Genomic DNA, 16,370 nt, shown 5'->3' with positions numbered 1-16,370 from the left:
ACCAGAAGCACACTTTTTAATAAAGTGAACGGATACATTTTATAAGAAGATTTGGTCATAGGACACGTTATACCCATGTGGGTGAATTCGTTTAATAAATATCACCCCACAATGACGCATCAAGGGCAATCAGAATGAAGCTATCGGCTAGCGAATTGCCAATACGGACGGTGCGCTGGTACGATTGCGCCCCGTTTTTTTCGATTGGTATAAATAGCCATCTGCTTCTGATAGCAGCTTGTCAAAGATATCGACAATATTCTGCCGCATCGCTGTTCCGTAGCTCAGTCCAATACTGACAGTCAGTGACAGCTTTTTACTGCCCCATTCAACTTCCATTTCCTCAACGGCCTGACGGATCTCTTCCGCCAGTTGTAAACCCGCGTCACCGGGTTTGCCGGCCATAATAACCGCAAACTCTTCGCCACCCAGACGGGCGACGATGCCAAGCTTACCGACGACGCTCTTCACCCGGCCCGCAAAGGCGGTAAGCACGCGATCGCCGCAGTCATGTCCCCAGGTATCGTTAATGTTCTTGAAATGGTCGATATCAAGAATCAACACGTTAAGCGGGGTGGCATTGCCGGTATCATCCAACTCTTTTAGCCGTTCATAGAGGCCAAAACGCGAATAGACCCGGGTCAAATAGTCATACCTGACCTGATGTGAGAGCTGCTTAACGAGGGTATTAACCGCCTCAACGCTGACCGCTACAATCAGCGGGCTGAGCGCAACGGCTGCGATACCTAATCGCGCCGAAATGATCGGCGGGATCTGCCCCATCAGATGAACTCCGGAAACCTTTTGGTCCACCATCAGCACTTCAACAACGCCGGCCAGCAAGGTCAGTAAGCACGTCGTCGGCAGCGAGTAGACAATCGCACACCAGATCAACGCCGGCAGGATCATCGACAGCGTCCCCATACTTTCCAGGGTACCGGTGGTGATGGAAACCGTCAGCGACAGCACCAGCAGGACCAACGGTAATGGTCGACTCAGCGTTATGCGTCGCGGTGTGCGCTCTGCTCTGCGAATTAAGATGACCGGTAATACCAGCACGCTGGTGGTAAACTCTTCACTCAGCCAGGCCGGGTAGATTTGCCAGAAGTCGCTCTGATGCATCTGGGCATAAAAATAACTGCCCGGAATAGCGCACAGTAACCCGGTCAACAAACAGTAACTGTACAGTCGAAATATGGTTATTTTTAAATGAGGTTCGGCGGGCTGGCGTTCTCTTAATATCAACCCGCTTAATATTGCCACGAAAGCAATATCAGACATGTTCATCAGTATGCCGGTCAGGTCGTAGTTATCGAGCACCAGGCCAGAAAACAAAACCGCCAGGATAAAAATCACAAAATAGTAAGGCTGGCGCAGAGACTGGTGACGAATAAATAATCCTGCCACTACTGCGTTCATTGGCCAGAATAGCGCAGTACCGTGATGACCAATAAATTGCCCAACGGCATACAGCGCCACCGTCAGACTAAAAAGAATAACGGTGTTCAACAGGGGTTTATCCTTCTTAAAACCAGCAGAAGGATAAATTGTCAGCTTATGCATAATATTCAGATTCTATTAAAACGCTGTCTGCAGCAGACATCGTAAGCGCAATAATAGTAGCGAGGTTAAAAAACAGCCGCAATGCGAATGTTATCTTAAAATAAACTATGGAGGGAACAGCATGCCGGGCGGTCAGCAATATACCGCCCGGTGTGGATATTTACTGGAACGGTTTTACATCGCCAACGCCTTCACGCAGCACCACCGGCGAATCTTCGGTCAGATCGATAACGGTTGTCGGCTGTTGCCCCAGATAACCCCCGTGAATAATCAAATCCACCAGCTTTTCCAGACGGTCTTTGATCTCTTCCGGGTCGGACTCGGTGAATTCGCTGCCGGGGAGCATCAGCGAGGTCGACAGCATCGGCTCACCCAACGTCTCCAACAGCATCTGGGCTATCGGGTTCGACGGGACACGCATCCCGATGGTCTTGCGTTTTTCCTGCAACAGACGGCGCGGCACCTCTTTGGTCCCTTTGAGGATAAACGTGTAGTTGCCCGGCGTATTGTTTTTAATCAGTCGGAAGGCCACGTTATCGACAAACGCGTAAGTCGACAGCTCGGACAGATCGCGACACATCAGGGTGAAGTTGTGACCATCTGGCAGCTGACGAATGCGGCAAATACGCTCCATGGCGCCTTTATCTTCGATCTTACACCCCAGCGCGTAACCGGAATCTGTGGGATAGACAATCACCCCACCCTTACGCACAATTTCCACCGCCTGGTTAATCAACCGAGCCTGCGGGTTATCCGGATGAATATAAAAAAACTGGCTCATATTTCCCTCTCAATTTTATTCTGCGGCCGTTTCCCAGCTGTGCCAGATCCCTTCTACGCCTGCGGGTAGCCAGAGCTTGCGGCCCAGCTCAATCCACGGGCAAGGCTGATGAAAATCAGAACCTTGCGAACCGAGCAGACCAAACTGTGCAGCGTACGCGGCAAGCTGCGTACGTTCATGGGGCGCCTGCTGACATTGCGCCAGCTCCATCGCATCGCCACCCTGCTCACTGAAGTGGGCCAACAGCCGTTTCAGCCACTTGGCGGAGAGGTCGTAACGCCCGGGATGGGCGATAACCGCTTTGCCGCCAGAATGATGAATGACATCAATCGCTTGTTTTATTGTACACCACTGCGGGGGAACGTAACCGGTTTTCCCACGCGCGAGATATTTTTTGAAAACGTCGGCCATATTGCTGGCGTGACCGGCTTCGACCAGGAAGCGCGCGAAGTGTCCGCGGGTAACCGCCCCGCCGTCGGCGAGCGCCAGCGCCCCTTCCCAGGCGCCGGGGATCCGCGCTTTGTCCAGCCGTTCGGCAATTAACTGCGCCCGCAACATGCGGCGGGCTTTCTGTTCCTCTAACAGGTTGATCATCGCCGGATGGGCAATATCAATATTGAGACCCACGATGTGAATTTCATGGTTTTCCCACAGAGTGGAAATCTCAACGCCGGTCACCAGCGTCAGCGGCAGGCCGGAACGGGTAATTTCGGCCTGGGCCGCGGGGATCGCCGCCACGGTATCATGGTCGGTGATTGCCAGCGTCCCGACCCGCATCTGGTGCGCGCGATGAACCAGTTCTTCTGGAGTCAACCGCCCGTCAGAGGCGGTGGTATGGCTGTGCAGATCGTAAATCACTGCGTATTGACTGTCGCTCAAAGAGACTCCTGCTGGACATAGACTTAAATTAGCGCATTATCATACCGACTCGCGGAGAAAATCTGCAAACAAGGGTTGACTTTATTCCTCTGGACTAGTTAACTAGTACGCAAGTTCACATGAAGGGGTATCACGATGAAAACGCAATCTATCACTCTGCACGGCTGGTGGCGCACCTCCTGATATCGGGCGGCGTAATCGCGTTTTGCACTCAGCATACAGATACCCGGCCCGCCAATGAGCGGGCTTTTTATTGGACAAAATATTATACCGAAAGGCGAGAATAATAATGCAAACAACAAAACCGGCACTCGAGCTTCTCACCAGCGACGCCATCTACCGCGAAAACCCGACGGCGTTGTTCCACCAGCTGTGCGGCGCGCGTCCCGCCACGCTGCTGCTGGAATCTGCAGACATTGACAGTAAAGATGATTTAAAGAGCCTGCTGCTGGTTGACAGCGCGCTGCGCATTACCGCATTAAGTGACACCGTCACTATTCAGGCGCTCTCCGCCAACGGCGCGGCCCTGCTGGAGTTACTGGATAACGTGCTGCCGGCAGGCATCGACAATCAGCGCCAGCCAAACAGCAGAATCCTGACGTTTCCACCGATCAGCGCCCTGCTGGATGAAGACGCGCGCCTGTGCTCTTTATCGGTCTTCGACGCCTTCCGCCTGTTGCAGGAGCTGGTAACCGTCCCGCAAGATGAGCGTGAAGCGATGTTCTTCGGCGGCCTGTTTGCCTATGACCTGGTCGCCGGGTTTGAAAACCTGCCGCCGCTGGAGAGCGATACCGCCTGCCCGGATTACTGCTTCTACCTGGCGGAAACCCTGCTGGTTATCGATCACCAGACCAAAAACACCCGCATTCAGTCGAGCCTGTTCACCCCGCTGGAGAGCGAAAAACAGCGCCTGACCCAGCGCATTGCTCAACTGCGCCAGCAGCTCAACGAACCGCCGGCGCCGCTGCCGGTCACTAAAGTCGAAGCGATGACCTGCGACTGCGATCAGACCGACGAAGAGTACGGCGCCGTAGTGCGCAAAATGCAGCGCGCCATCCGGGCCGGTGAGATTTTCCAGGTGGTGCCATCGCGCCGCTTCTCACTGCCCTGCCCATCGGCACTGGCAGCCTACGATGTGCTGAAGAAGAGCAACCCTAGCCCGTACATGTTCTTTATGCAGGATAACGACTTCTCGCTGTTCGGCGCCTCGCCGGAAAGCTCGCTGAAATATGACGCGCTGAGCCGCCAGATCGAGATCTACCCGATTGCCGGAACCCGCCCTCGCGGCCGCCGCGCCGACGGGTCGCTGGATCGCGATCTCGACAGCCGTATCGAACTGGAAATGCGTACTGACCATAAAGAGATGTCCGAGCACCTGATGCTGGTCGACCTGGCGCGTAACGATCTGGCACGCATTTGTACGCCGGGCAGCCGCTACGTCGCCGACCTCACCAAAGTTGACCGCTACTCTTTCGTCATGCACCTGGTTTCCCGCGTGGTCGGTGAGCTGCGCAGCGACCTTGACGTCCTGCACGCCTACCGCGCCTGTATGAATATGGGCACCCTCAGCGGAGCGCCAAAAGTGCGCGCCATGCAGCTTATCGCCGCTGCCGAAGGCAAGCGTCGCGGCAGCTACGGCGGTGCCGTCGGCTACTTTACCGCCCACGGCGACCTCGATACCTGCATCGTCATTCGTTCTGCCTATGTCCAGGATGGCATTGCCACCGTTCAGGCCGGTGCCGGTATCGTTCTGGATTCCGTGCCTCAGTCCGAAGCGGATGAAACCCGCAATAAAGCTCGCGCGGTGCTGCGCGCAATCGCCCAGGCCCACCACGCTAAGGAGACTTTCTGATGGCCGACATTCTGCTGCTCGATAATATCGATTCTTTTACCTATAACCTGGCAGACCAGCTACGCGCTAACGGTCATAACGTGGTGATTTACCGTAACTCCGTCCCGGCACAGACCTTGATTGAGCGTATCGGCACCATGGACAACCCGGTACTGATGCTTTCCCCAGGCCCTGGCACCCCCAGCGAAGCGGGCTGCATGCCTGAGCTGCTGACCCGGATGCGCGGCAAGCTGCCGATCATCGGCATCTGCCTCGGTCATCAGGCGATTGTCGAAGCCTACGGCGGTTATGTCGGCCAGGCCGGCGAGATCCTGCACGGTAAAGCCTCCAGCATTGAACATGATGGTCAGGCGATGTTTGCCGGACTGACTAATCCGCTGCCGGTTGCCCGCTATCATTCACTGGTCGGCAGCAATATTCCGGCCGGGCTGACCATCAACGCCAACTTTAACGGCATGGTCATGGCAGTACGTCATGATGCGGATCGCGTCTGCGGCTTCCAGTTCCATCCGGAATCTATTCTCACCACCCAGGGCGCGCGTCTGCTGGAACAAACGCTGGCGTGGGCGCTGCAGAAACTGGAGCAAACCAACACCATCCAGCCGATTCTCGAAAAACTGTATCAGGCCGAAACCCTGAGCCAGCAGGAGAGTCATCAGCTGTTCTCTGCGGTTGTGCGGGGTGAGGTCAAGCCCGAGCAGCTGGCTGCCGCGCTGGTCAGCATGAAGGTGCGTGGCGAGCAGCCACAGGAAATTGCCGGTGCCGCCACCGCGCTGCTGGAAAATGCCGCGCCGTTCCCACGCCCGGATTACCTGTTTGCCGATATCGTCGGCACTGGCGGCGACGGCAGCAACAGCATCAATATTTCCACCGCCAGCGCCTTTGTTGCCGCGGCCTGTGGCCTGAAGGTGGCGAAACACGGTAACCGTAGCGTCTCCAGCAAATCGGGGTCTTCCGACCTGCTGGCCGCCTTCGGTATCAACCTGGACATGAATGCCGATAAATCCCGCGCCGCGCTGGATGAACTGGGGGTCTGCTTCCTGTTCGCACCGAAGTATCACACCGGTTTCCGCCACGCGATGCCGGTCCGTCAGCAGCTGAAAACCCGCACGCTGTTTAACGTGCTCGGGCCGTTGATCAACCCGGCGCATCCGCCGCTGGCGCTGATTGGCGTCTACAGCCCGGAACTGGTGTTGCCAATTGCCGAAACTCTGCGAGTGCTGGGTTATCAACGTGCGGCGGTGGTGCATAGCGGCGGAATGGATGAAGTGTCGCTGCATGCGCCGACGGTGGTTGCCGAGCTGCACAACGGTGAAATCAAAAGCTATCAGTTGACGGCAACGGACTTCGGTCTGACCCCTTACCATCAGGAGCAGCTGGCTGGCGGCACGCCGGAAGAAAACCGTGACATTCTTACGCGCTTGCTACAAGGTAAAGGTGAAGCCGCTCATGAAGCCGCTGTCGCCGCCAACGTCGCGATGCTAATGCGTTTACACGGGCATGAAGACCTGAAAGCCAACGCTGAGCAGGTGATCAACGTGCTGCGCAGCGGAGCGGCCTATGACAGAGTGACCGCATTAGCGGCAAGAGGGTAAATAATGCAGACCGTTTTAGCAAAAATCGTTGCCGACAAAGCGATTTGGGTAGAAGCCCGCAAACAACAGCAACCGTTAGCCAGTTTTCTGAATGAGGTCGTCCCGACACAGCGCCACTTTTACGATGCGCTTGCCGGAACCCGCACCGCGTTTATTCTGGAATGCAAAAAAGCGTCTCCGTCCAAAGGACTGATTCGCCAGAATTTTGACCCGGCCGCTATCGCCGGCGTCTATAAAAACTACGCCTCAGCCATCTCCGTACTGTGTGATGAGAAATATTTCCAGGGCAGCTTCGACTTTCTGCCGATCGTCAGCGCCATCGCGCCGCAGCCGATACTGTGCAAGGATTTCACCATCGATCCTTACCAGATATACCTAGCGCGTTATTACCAGGCCGATGCTTGCCTGCTGATGCTGTCGGTGCTGGATGACGAGCAGTATCGTCAGCTGGCCGCCGTCGCCCACAGCCTGAATATGGGCGTGCTGACCGAAGTCAGCAACGAAGAAGAGCTGGAGCGCGCGATTGCGCTGGAAGCCAAAGTGGTCGGGATTAACAACCGCGACCTGCGCGATATGTCGATCGACCTGAACCGCACCCGTCAGCTGGCGCCACGTCTGGGCCATGATGTCACGGTGATCAGCGAATCCGGCATTCATACCTACGCCGAAGTGCGCGAGCTCAGCCATTTTGCCAACGGCTTCCTGATCGGCTCCGCGCTGATGGAACATGCCGACCTCGATGGCGCCGTGAAGCGCGTGCTGCTCGGGGAAAACAAAGTCTGCGGCCTGACCCGCCCACAGGATGCGCAGATTGCCTGTGAATCCGGCGCGATTTATGGCGGTCTGATTTTCGTCCCTACCTCACCGCGCGTGGTGAACGAGACGCAGGCAAAAGAGATTACCCAGGCGGCGCCGCTGCGTTACGTTGGCGTGTTCCGCGATGCGCCCGTCGCCGAAGTCGCGGCACGGGCAGAGCATCTGCAGCTGGCGGCCATTCAACTGCATGGCAACGAAGATCAGGCCTACATCGACGCCCTGCGCGCGGCGCTGGCGGATGACGTTGATATCTGGAAAGCCCTGAGCGTCAGCGACACGCTGCCGCCGCGCGATCTCAACCACGTCGACAAGTATCTTTTCGATAATGGCCAGGGCGGCAGCGGTCAGCGTTTCGACTGGACACTGCTGCAAGGCCAGGACCTGCGTAACGTCATACTGGCGGGCGGTCTGGGTGCCGATAACTGTGTAGACGCCGCCAAAAGCGGTTGTGCCGGACTCGATTTTAATTCAGGCGTTGAGTCGCAGCCGGGGATTAAAGATGCCAGCAAGCTGGCCTCGGTTTTCCAGACGCTGCGCGCATATTAAGGAGCAATGCAATAATGAGTACTTTACTGAACCCCTATTTTGGTGAATTCGGCGGTATGTACGTCCCGCAGATCCTGATGCCTGCCCTGCGCCAGCTGGAAGAAGCATTCGTCAGCGCGCAGAAAGATCCTGCGTTTCAGGCCGAATTTAGCGATCTGCTGAAAAACTACGCCGGTCGCCCGACGGCGCTGACCAAATGCCGTAACCTGACCGAAGGGACCCGCACCACGCTGTACCTCAAGCGTGAAGACCTGCTGCACGGCGGCGCGCACAAAACTAACCAGGTTCTGGGTCAGGCGCTGCTGGCTAAGCGCATGGGTAAAACCGAAATTATCGCTGAAACCGGCGCCGGTCAGCACGGTGTGGCCTCGGCGCTCGCCAGCGCCCTGCTCGGCCTGAAATGCCGCATCTATATGGGAGCAAAAGACGTTGAGCGTCAGTCGCCGAACGTCTTCCGTATGCGTTTAATGGGCGCTGAGGTGATTCCGGTACACAGCGGTTCCGCCACCCTGAAAGATGCTTGTAACGAAGCGCTGCGCGACTGGTCTGGCAGCTACGAAACCGCGCACTACATGCTCGGCACCGCCGCGGGTCCGCACCCGTTCCCGACCATCGTGCGTGAGTTCCAGCGGATGATTGGCGAAGAGACCAAAGCGCAGATTCTGGATAAAGAAGGACGTCTGCCGGATGCGGTTATTGCCTGCGTCGGCGGCGGTTCCAACGCCATCGGCATGTTTGCTGACTTTATCGACGAAACCAACGTCGGACTGATCGGCGTCGAGCCGGCAGGCCACGGGATTGAAACCGGGGAACACGGCGCGCCGCTGAAACACGGCCGCGTTGGCATCTACTTCGGCATGAAGTCGCCGATGATGCAGACCGCTGACGGTCAGATTGAAGAGTCCTACTCCATTTCGGCCGGTCTCGATTTCCCGTCGGTTGGCCCGCAGCACGCCTTCCTCAACAGTACCGGGCGCGCCGATTACGTCTCGATTACCGACAACGAAGCGCTGGACGCCTTTAAAGCCCTCTCCCGTCATGAAGGGATTATTCCGGCCCTTGAGTCCTCCCATGCGCTGGCCCACGCCTTGAAAATGATGCGTGAGAACCCGGAAAAAGAGCAGCTGCTAGTGGTTAACCTGTCCGGTCGCGGCGATAAAGACATCTTCACCGTACACGACATTCTGAAAGCGCGAGGGGAAATCTGATGGAACGTTATGAGACGCTGTTTGCACAACTGAAAAGTCGCCAGGAAGGCGCGTTTGTTCCTTTCGTCACCCTCGGCGACCCGAACCCGGAACTGTCGTTAAAAATCATTGATACGCTGATTGAAGCCGGCGCCGATGCGCTGGAGCTGGGGATCCCCTTCTCCGACCCGCTGGCGGACGGCCCAACCATTCAGGGTGCCACCCTGCGCGCCTTTGCTGCCGGTGTGAACCCGGCGCAATGTTTTGAGATGCTGGCAGCGATCCGCCAAAAGCACCCGACGATCCCGATTGGCCTGCTGATGTACGCGAATCTGGTATTCAGCCCGGGGATCGACGAATTCTACGCCGAATGCCAGCGCGTGGGTGTTGATTCGGTGCTGGTCGCCGACGTTCCGATTGAAGAGTCCGCACCGTTCCGTCAGGCCGCGCTGCGCCATAACATCGCGCCGATCTTCATCTGCCCGCCGAACGCCGATGACGAACTGCTGCGCCAGATCGCCTCCTGGGGACGCGGCTATACCTACCTGCTGTCACGCGCCGGGGTTACCGGGGCGGAAAACCGCGCCGCGCTGCCGCTGCACCATCTGGTGGCAAAACTGGCCGAATACAACGCCGCGCCGCCGCTGCAGGGCTTTGGTATCTCCGCGCCGGATCAGGTCACTGCCGCGCTTGACGCTGGCGCCGCCGGGGCCATTTCCGGCTCGGCAATCGTCAAAATCATCGAGCGCAACCTGAACGATCCGCAGACCATGCTGGCCGAGCTGAAAACCTTCGTCCAGAGCCTGAAAGCTGCCACCAAAGCAGCATAACGGCCGCCGCCGCCTGGCACCACGCCAGGCGGTTATTTTTGCTGCAGGCTATTGGCATATTGCCGCGTCAGACGAAATAACGCCCGCACATCCGCTTCATCCCACCCCGCCAGCACCTGATTCATCAGCCGCGTTCTGGCTACCGCAATTCGGTCAATCAACGCCATGCCTGGCTCGCTCAGCGTCACTTCACTGATCCGTCGGTCGTTGGCATTCGGCTGCTTTATCGCCAGCCCCTGCGCTTCCAGTTTTTTCAGCTGGCGGCTGACGGTGGTGTAATCGCGCCCCAGACCATCCGCCAGTTCCACTACCCCCACCGGCCCGTAGCGGCTTATCGCCACCAGCAGCGGAAACAGCACATGATCGAGCTGCACATCCGCCGCCTGCAGCAGCTGCTCATCGCGCACCGGTTGATTCATCACGTTGATGATGTCGAGCAGCGCGCCGTGGAAATCGGTGATGTCGTAATCATTATGTGCATCTTGCATATATTTTTTAACCGGGTATAGTGCCGTTATCAGATATGTGCATTTTACACATAATCATCTTCAGGAGATAACATTATGAAAGCCGCCGTTGTTTTTGACCTGCAACAAGGGCCCGTATGGGCCGATTTTAACGATCCTCAGGCCGATTCGCAGCATGCGTTGGTCAAGGTGAACGCTGCCGCCATCAGCCACGTGGTGAAGAGCCGTGCCAGCGGCAAGCACTACAGCTATGACGGCCAGCTGCCGTTTGTCGTCGGTATCGATGGCGCCGGAACCCTTGCCGACGGGCAGCGCGTCTACTTCGCCTTCCCGACAGCCCCGTGGGGGAGCATGGCGCAATGGGCTCCGGTCGCGCTCAGGCATTGCCTGCCGTTGCCGGATGCGCTGGATGATGTTACCGCCGCCGCCATGGCGAATCCCGGCATGTCGGCCTGGGCCGCGCTGGTGAAGCGTGCCGGGGTGGTCGCCGGAGAGACGGTATTGATTAACGGCGCCACCGGCAGCGCCGGGCAGCTGGCGGTACAAATTGCCCGTTTTCTGGGGGCTAAAAAGGTCATCGCCACCGGTCGCAATGCGCAGGCGCTGGCTGTACTCGACGCCGATGTCTGCATCAACCTGACGGAGGATGAGCCGACGCTGCGCGCCCGGTTTAGCGAGCAGGCGGCGCAGCAGATTGACGTGGTGGTGGATTATTTATGGGGACACAGCGCCGAAATCATGTTGCCCGCGCTGGCAAAACACAGCCCGGGCCACGCGCCGGTGCGCTATGTTCAGGTCGGTTCCCTTGCCGGTAGCGGTATAGCACTCAACGCTGCCGTGCTGCGATCTGCGCCGTTGCAGCTGATGGGCAGCGGTATTGGCAGCCTGTCGATGCCGCAGCTGCTTGCCGCCACCGGTGAAATGTTACAGGCCGCCGTCGCAGGAGGTTTTACCATCGCCACTACCCCGCTGCCGCTAGCCGACGTGGCCAGCGCCTGGCCGCAAGATAACAGTCAGAAACGCACCGTTTTTATGATCGATTAAAAAAATCGCTTCCGCACAAAAGTTGGGGTTGATATCTTAGATGAGAACTATTATCTTTCTCATTACCGAATAGTTGAGCAAAACACTCAGGTATTCGGTACGACATTGCTCACATTGCTTCCAGTATTTTTCGCCCGCACTTGTGCGGGCTTTTTTTTTGGGGCCTCATGCCACCTGCTGCCTAAGCCGGGCGAGCCCCGTAGTTCAGGAACAGCAAAGCTGGTCATACTGCAACCAGCTTCACTCAGACAGCGCAGACGCGTTTAGAACCGGTAACCCGCGGAGAACATAAACACCCACGGATCCAGACGGGTACTGACTTTCTGGTCGACGCCACCGGCTTTAAATTTCACATCGGTGTCGATATCCATGTACCACACCGACATGTTCAGCAGCCAGTCGCGGTTGATCAGATAGTCCAGCCCCACCTGGCCTGCCGCCCCCCACGAATCCTTCAGGCTCAGATCCGACAGCCCGGCGTCTTTGCCGGTATCGTTAAAGTCTTCATTAAAGAAGGTGGTGTAGTTGATACCGGCACCGATATAGGGACGGACTTTGCTCTGGGCGTCGCCGAAGTACCACTGAGCCATTAAGGTTGGCGGGAGCAGGTTTACGGTGGCAATGTTGCCCGTCGGACCGGTGCCGACTTTATGGCGGAACGGCGTAGCGGCCAGCAGCTCAACGCCAATGTTGTCCGTCGCCATGTAGGTGAAGGTTAACCCCAACTGCGTATTATTGTTGACGTTGAAGCCGCCCAGACTTCCCAACACGTTATCCGAGCCTTCCGTCGGGCGGACGGTCGCCGTACCTGCACGGATAAAGAACTCCCCGGCTTCATGCGCCCAGACGCTGCCAGAAAGGGTGCTTAAAATAATGCCAGCCACTGCTAATTTTTTCATATCCACTTCCTCATTATGGTTATTGCGCGGTGAATATACCCATAATGAGTTACGTTTGATCCAACATAGATCACACTAAGTCATGAGATGTAACATTTATTGATCCAGATTAATTTTCTGTAAATGACTGTAATTGAATCATGATCGATTACATCAGTTTTAACCCGGATGCACTAATACTGGCGACTTACTCCCCGAACAGCCGTGAAAAACGGTGTCCGCGAGTGATTGTTGTCTTCATCCGTCTTTACAAAGATATACTTAGCCTGATGTGAGCAGAGCGTGCTACGCCGAAGGGATTTGCGGTACAATCGCCGGCTAGCTAACACCAGCAATACTCAAGGAGAGTGCATGTCTATCACGGCGAAGTCCGTCTACCGTGACACGGGAAATTTCTTTCGTAATCAGTTCGTCACCATTTTGCTGATTGCGTTGTTGTGCGCATTAATTACGGTAGTCCTTGGCCATGCTTTTTCACCCAGTGAAGAGCAGCTCTCAATACTTAGCGAAGGCGACAATCTGGCGGGTAGCGCCGGGCTGTTTGAACTGGTACAGAACATGACCCCTGAGCAACAGCAGATCCTGCTGCGTGCCTCGGCGGCCTCAACCTTTTCCGGTCTGGTCGGGAATGCGATTCTCGCCGGCGGCATGCTGCTGTTGATTCAGCTGGTTTCCGCAGGCCAGCGGGTCAGTGCCCTGCGCGCGATTGGTGCTTCTGCGCCGGTCATGCCAAAGCTGCTGCTGCTGATCCTGTTCACCACCTTTGTGGTGCAGATGGGGATGATGCTGGTTCTGGTGCCGGGCGTACTGCTGGCGATCGTGCTGTCCTTTGCCCCTATCATGCTGGTGCAGGATAAGCTGGGGATCTTCAACGCCATGCGTAGCAGTATCCGTCTGGCGTGGGCCAATTTACGTCTGGTGGCACCGGTGATCCTCGGCTGGCTGCTGGCGAAAACCCTGCTGCTGCTGTTTGCATCGAGCTTCGCGGTACTGACGCCAAACGTCGGCGCAGTGGTCATCAATACGATCAGCAACCTGATTTCCGCCCTGCTGCTGATCTATCTGTTCCGCTTGTATATGCTTATTCGCCACTAAATTTAACCCTGGCCGGTAATCACTCCGGCCATCTCTGAACAACGGATCCAATGTATGAAGCAGTTTCTGGATTTTTTACCGCTGGTAGTCTTCTTCGCATTCTACAAGCTCTATGATATCTACGCCGCGACCACCGCGCTGATTGTCGCTACCGCTATCGTGTTGATCTACACCTGGGTACGCTATCGCAAAGTTGAAAAAATGGCGCTGATCACCTTCGTACTGGTGGCCGTTTTTGGTGGTCTGACGATTTTCTTCCATAACGATGAGTTTATTAAATGGAAGGTCACGGTCATCTATGTGCTGTTCGCCGGTGCGCTGCTGTTCAGCCAGTGGGTGATGAAAAAGCCGCTGATCCAGCGCATGCTGGGTAAAGAGCTGACTCTGCCGCAACAGGTCTGGTCGCGCCTGAACCTTGCCTGGGCGCTGTTCTTTATTCTTTGCGGGCTGGCCAATATCTACATCGCCTTCTGGTTACCGCAGAATATCTGGGTCAACTTCAAGGTCTTCGGCCTGACGGCGCTGACGCTGGTCTTCACCCTGCTGAGCGGCGTGTATATCTACCGCCACATGCCGCAGGACGATAAGTGAGTGACGTAAAATAAAACCTCACGTCAAGCAGTTCAAGCCTGGTGGGGAATAAACAAAACAGCACGCTTTGTGGCCGCATACCACGAAGCGTGTTTTTTTTAGGGCGACAGAAGACAAATAATATTACATCAAGGGCTTAAATCATTATCAGCCCGCTTTGCTATTGTGCCCCCACCTGCGGTTTCTACCAATGCAACAGACCTTGTTTATCATCGAGTGGTAATGAGTCACATCGCCTGGTGTTGTCCCGTTACTGATATACACTAAACACATGATGTGACACGACATGGCAAGGAGAACATATGGTAAGGTCCGGCGCTATCTATAAACATGTACCTGTAAATGATCCGCAGCTTCTGGAATTCTCGTCCTTGCTTAGCCCTTCACAAAAACCGGTATTGGTGCCGGTTATTGATACTCCAGGCCCGAACGGGAACGCCTACTGGAACGTCGCAGCCGCGATAAAAAAAGTAGGCGGTAAGATGTTATTAGGTTGGGAAGTAAATCGTTGGCCAGGCTGTTTTCTGGTGGCCACTCATCATGCTGTTTTGATGTCACCTGATGGTGAGCTGTTCGATGTCACGGCCAGATCGCCGGTGTCGGACAAACCATTTGCCACCACGTTTGTTCCTGATGACTCAATCACGATTGATATTGATAAATCCCCATCGGTGCCATCCAAATTTTTTGTGCTTAACAGTGCCGCAGAGGTTTCTTCCTACATACGAACTTATGAAAATCTCAATGCCTCTGAAAAAGCGCTGAATGATTTGCTGTATGAATGTGGGTATCGATGCGAAACCAACAAAAATTTAGCTTCTGGAATCAATGAATTGACACCAAATATCGTCAAAACCGACCAGAAAAGGCTGGCACAGATTAACGATAAAATCGTTGAACAGAAGTGGATAATGAAGGACAAGATAATCAAATTAATGAAATATTCTGACGCTCTTGCATGACAACATCCAGTTCTCCTCCCTCCTGCCGTCCACCTCCCCAGGAGGGAGCAGTGATTCTCACTGCGACATCCCACGCCGCACCAGGTCATTCCCCTGTTTTCTCCCCGCCATTTTCATAGTAGCATCGCGCTGATCTTCATTGACCAGCACAGAGTACAGAATGACAACAACAGATCTCGCGCCGAAGGGCGAAATGGTTTTACGCACCCTGGCGATGCCGGCGGACACGAACGCCAATGGCGATATTTTTGGTGGGTGGTTGATGTCGCAAATGGATATCGGCGGCGCCATTATGGCCAAGGAGATCGCCCATGGTCGCGTGGTGACCGTGCGCGTAGACGGCATGACCTTTTTACGACCGGTCGCCGTGGGTGACGTGGTGTGCTGTTATGCGCGCTGCGTGAAGCGTGGCAACACCTCTATCACCATCAACATCGAAGTGTGGGTGAAGAAGGTCTCTTCAGAACCGATTGGTCAGCGCTATAAAGCGACGGAAGCACTGTTTATCTACGTCGCGGTCGACAATCAAGGTAAACCGCGCGCCATTCCTGGCGAGTAACACCAAAAAATGGCCCGGTTTACCGGGCCGTTTTTGTTACAGGAAGCCGAGTAGAGAGAAGAAGATATAGCCGAGAACAATCACGATCACCGGCAGGATATACAGCGGAAAGTATTGCACCAGGATAGTATGACGCGGCACCACGATACTCCCCGCAATTTGCTCACGGGTGCGCCCTTCTGGCCCTTTGGCCTGTTCCAGCAGCAGCTGATCTTCCACCCCTTCACGCAGGAACTTCGCCTGACGACTCATCCGCGCGCCCGAGGCCTGTAACGCCATGCCGACAAACACCAGGATATAGATAATCCAGAAGCCGATATTCAGGCTGTGTCGAAAATCCGGCAGCGGCGAGTTGTACCAGAAAAAGTTAAGAAATGGCGTATTGAAACGCATCATTTCAATCATGACGTGCGCAAAGTCCATCAGCACCGCATCAATGCCCGGCTTCTTTTCGCTGTGCTCGTACATAAACTTCAGTACCGAAATCAGCGTCGAAATCACCGCGGGAATAAAAATCACCCACCCTAAAATGCGTTTAAGCACTGCAATGCGTCCAGCTTGTTGATACGTCATCGATTCCCCTTAATTAAGACGCCTTAACCACTTGCTAAGTCTACCTTCAGTGGCGAATTTCGCCCAATAATGCGCGGTATGATATACCATGAGGAGATATTCATACTACTTACGCTACTGGAGAGGGACTT

At 55.5% G+C, this 16,370-nt stretch carries 16 protein-coding genes and 1 other annotated feature; of the genes, 10 read left to right on the top strand and 6 right to left on the bottom strand.

Going from position 1 to position 16,370, the window contains the following annotated elements:
* Positions 1 to 147 precede the first annotated feature (147 nt).
* The 3 genes from EDF82_RS02450 to rnm form a co-directional block, all read right to left on the bottom strand.
* Positions 148 to 1,509, bottom strand: coding sequence for a diguanylate cyclase (locus tag EDF82_RS02450; RefSeq protein ID WP_158613261.1), 1,362 nt, complete (start codon positions 1,507 to 1,509; stop codon positions 148 to 150).
* A gap of 214 nt (positions 1,510 to 1,723) precedes the next feature.
* The gene (locus EDF82_RS02445) at positions 1,724 to 2,344 is read right to left on the bottom strand and encodes an L-threonylcarbamoyladenylate synthase (RefSeq protein ID WP_123754031.1); all 621 of its coding nucleotides are present in this window, start codon (positions 2,342 to 2,344) and stop codon (positions 1,724 to 1,726) included.
* A 15-nt stretch (positions 2,345 to 2,359) separates the two neighbouring features.
* Complete coding sequence (gene rnm, locus EDF82_RS02440; protein ID WP_123754030.1) at positions 2,360 to 3,223, bottom strand: RNase AM; 864 nt, start codon at positions 3,221 to 3,223, stop codon at positions 2,360 to 2,362.
* A 159-nt stretch (positions 3,224 to 3,382) separates the two neighbouring features.
* Positions 3,383 to 3,478: a sequence feature (Trp leader region), on the top strand.
* 34 nt (positions 3,479 to 3,512) lie between these two features.
* Here rnm and EDF82_RS02435 point away from each other — a divergent pair.
* From EDF82_RS02435 to trpA, 5 genes are read left to right on the top strand one after another with little or no spacing between them, the layout of a single operon-like run.
* Positions 3,513 to 5,075 carry an anthranilate synthase component 1 gene (locus EDF82_RS02435; protein WP_123754029.1) on the top strand — a complete coding sequence of 521 codons (1,563 nt, stop codon included), beginning with the start codon at positions 3,513 to 3,515 and terminating at the stop codon, positions 5,073 to 5,075.
* A complete protein-coding gene (gene trpD / locus EDF82_RS02430; protein ID WP_123754028.1) occupies positions 5,075 to 6,670 on the top strand; it encodes a bifunctional anthranilate synthase glutamate amidotransferase component TrpG/anthranilate phosphoribosyltransferase TrpD in 1,596 nt (531 codons plus the stop codon). Before EDF82_RS02435 ends, trpD begins: the two co-directional genes overlap by 1 nt.
* 3 nt (positions 6,671 to 6,673) lie before the next feature.
* Positions 6,674 to 8,032 carry a bifunctional indole-3-glycerol-phosphate synthase TrpC/phosphoribosylanthranilate isomerase TrpF gene (trpCF, locus tag EDF82_RS02425; protein WP_123754027.1) on the top strand — a complete coding sequence of 453 codons (1,359 nt, stop codon included), beginning with the start codon at positions 6,674 to 6,676 and terminating at the stop codon, positions 8,030 to 8,032.
* Positions 8,033 to 8,046: 14 nt separating this feature from the next.
* Positions 8,047 to 9,240: a tryptophan synthase subunit beta gene (trpB, locus tag EDF82_RS02420; protein ID WP_123754026.1), complete on the top strand. Its 1,194-nt coding sequence runs from the start codon at positions 8,047 to 8,049 to the stop codon at positions 9,238 to 9,240.
* Entirely contained in the window at positions 9,240 to 10,049 is an 810-nt protein-coding gene (gene trpA / locus EDF82_RS02415; RefSeq protein ID WP_123754025.1) for a tryptophan synthase subunit alpha, read from the top strand. The genes trpB and trpA overlap by 1 nt, the downstream gene beginning before the upstream one ends.
* A gap of 32 nt (positions 10,050 to 10,081) precedes the next feature.
* Here the strand turns inward: trpA and EDF82_RS02410 are convergent, their stop codons facing one another.
* A complete protein-coding gene (locus tag EDF82_RS02410; protein WP_123754024.1) occupies positions 10,082 to 10,537 on the bottom strand; it encodes a MarR family winged helix-turn-helix transcriptional regulator in 456 nt (151 codons plus the stop codon).
* Between the two features lie 75 nt (positions 10,538 to 10,612).
* Here EDF82_RS02410 and EDF82_RS02405 point away from each other — a divergent pair, with 75 nt between their 5' ends.
* Complete coding sequence (locus EDF82_RS02405) at positions 10,613 to 11,560, top strand: zinc-binding alcohol dehydrogenase family protein (RefSeq protein ID WP_123754023.1); 948 nt, start codon at positions 10,613 to 10,615, stop codon at positions 11,558 to 11,560.
* Positions 11,561 to 11,823: 263 nt separating this feature from the next.
* Here EDF82_RS02405 and ompW read toward each other — a convergent pair whose 3' ends face one another.
* A complete protein-coding gene (gene ompW / locus EDF82_RS02400; RefSeq protein WP_123754022.1) occupies positions 11,824 to 12,459 on the bottom strand; it encodes an outer membrane protein OmpW in 636 nt (211 codons plus the stop codon).
* A gap of 351 nt (positions 12,460 to 12,810) precedes the next feature.
* On the opposite strand from ompW, the gene EDF82_RS02395 reads away from it, so the two are divergent.
* The 4 genes from EDF82_RS02395 to yciA all read left to right on the top strand — a co-directional run bounded on the left by EDF82_RS02395 (position 12,811) and on the right by yciA (position 15,666).
* Positions 12,811 to 13,554 (top strand): YciC family protein, encoded by a 744-nt coding sequence (locus tag EDF82_RS02395; protein ID WP_123754021.1) that lies wholly within the window; start codon positions 12,811 to 12,813, stop codon positions 13,552 to 13,554.
* Between the two features lie 54 nt (positions 13,555 to 13,608).
* Positions 13,609 to 14,145, top strand: a complete 537-nt coding sequence (locus EDF82_RS02390; RefSeq protein WP_123754020.1) for a septation protein A — start codon at positions 13,609 to 13,611, stop codon at positions 14,143 to 14,145.
* A gap of 302 nt (positions 14,146 to 14,447) precedes the next feature.
* A complete protein-coding gene (locus EDF82_RS02385; RefSeq protein ID WP_123754019.1) occupies positions 14,448 to 15,107 on the top strand; it encodes a hypothetical protein in 660 nt (219 codons plus the stop codon).
* A 160-nt stretch (positions 15,108 to 15,267) separates the two neighbouring features.
* Positions 15,268 to 15,666 carry an acyl-CoA thioester hydrolase YciA gene (gene yciA / locus EDF82_RS02380; RefSeq protein ID WP_095096945.1) on the top strand — a complete coding sequence of 133 codons (399 nt, stop codon included), beginning with the start codon at positions 15,268 to 15,270 and terminating at the stop codon, positions 15,664 to 15,666.
* Between the two features lie 36 nt (positions 15,667 to 15,702).
* Here the strand turns inward: yciA and EDF82_RS02375 are convergent, their stop codons facing one another.
* Complete coding sequence (locus tag EDF82_RS02375) at positions 15,703 to 16,239, bottom strand: YniB family protein (RefSeq protein ID WP_123754018.1); 537 nt, start codon at positions 16,237 to 16,239, stop codon at positions 15,703 to 15,705.
* Positions 16,240 to 16,370 lie beyond the last annotated feature (131 nt).

The sequence above is a fragment of the Klebsiella sp. BIGb0399 genome, assembly GCF_003752615.1.
Classification (GTDB): domain Bacteria; phylum Pseudomonadota; class Gammaproteobacteria; order Enterobacterales; family Enterobacteriaceae; genus Klebsiella; species Klebsiella lignicola.
This window is presented reverse-complemented; position numbering and strand designations above follow the sequence as displayed.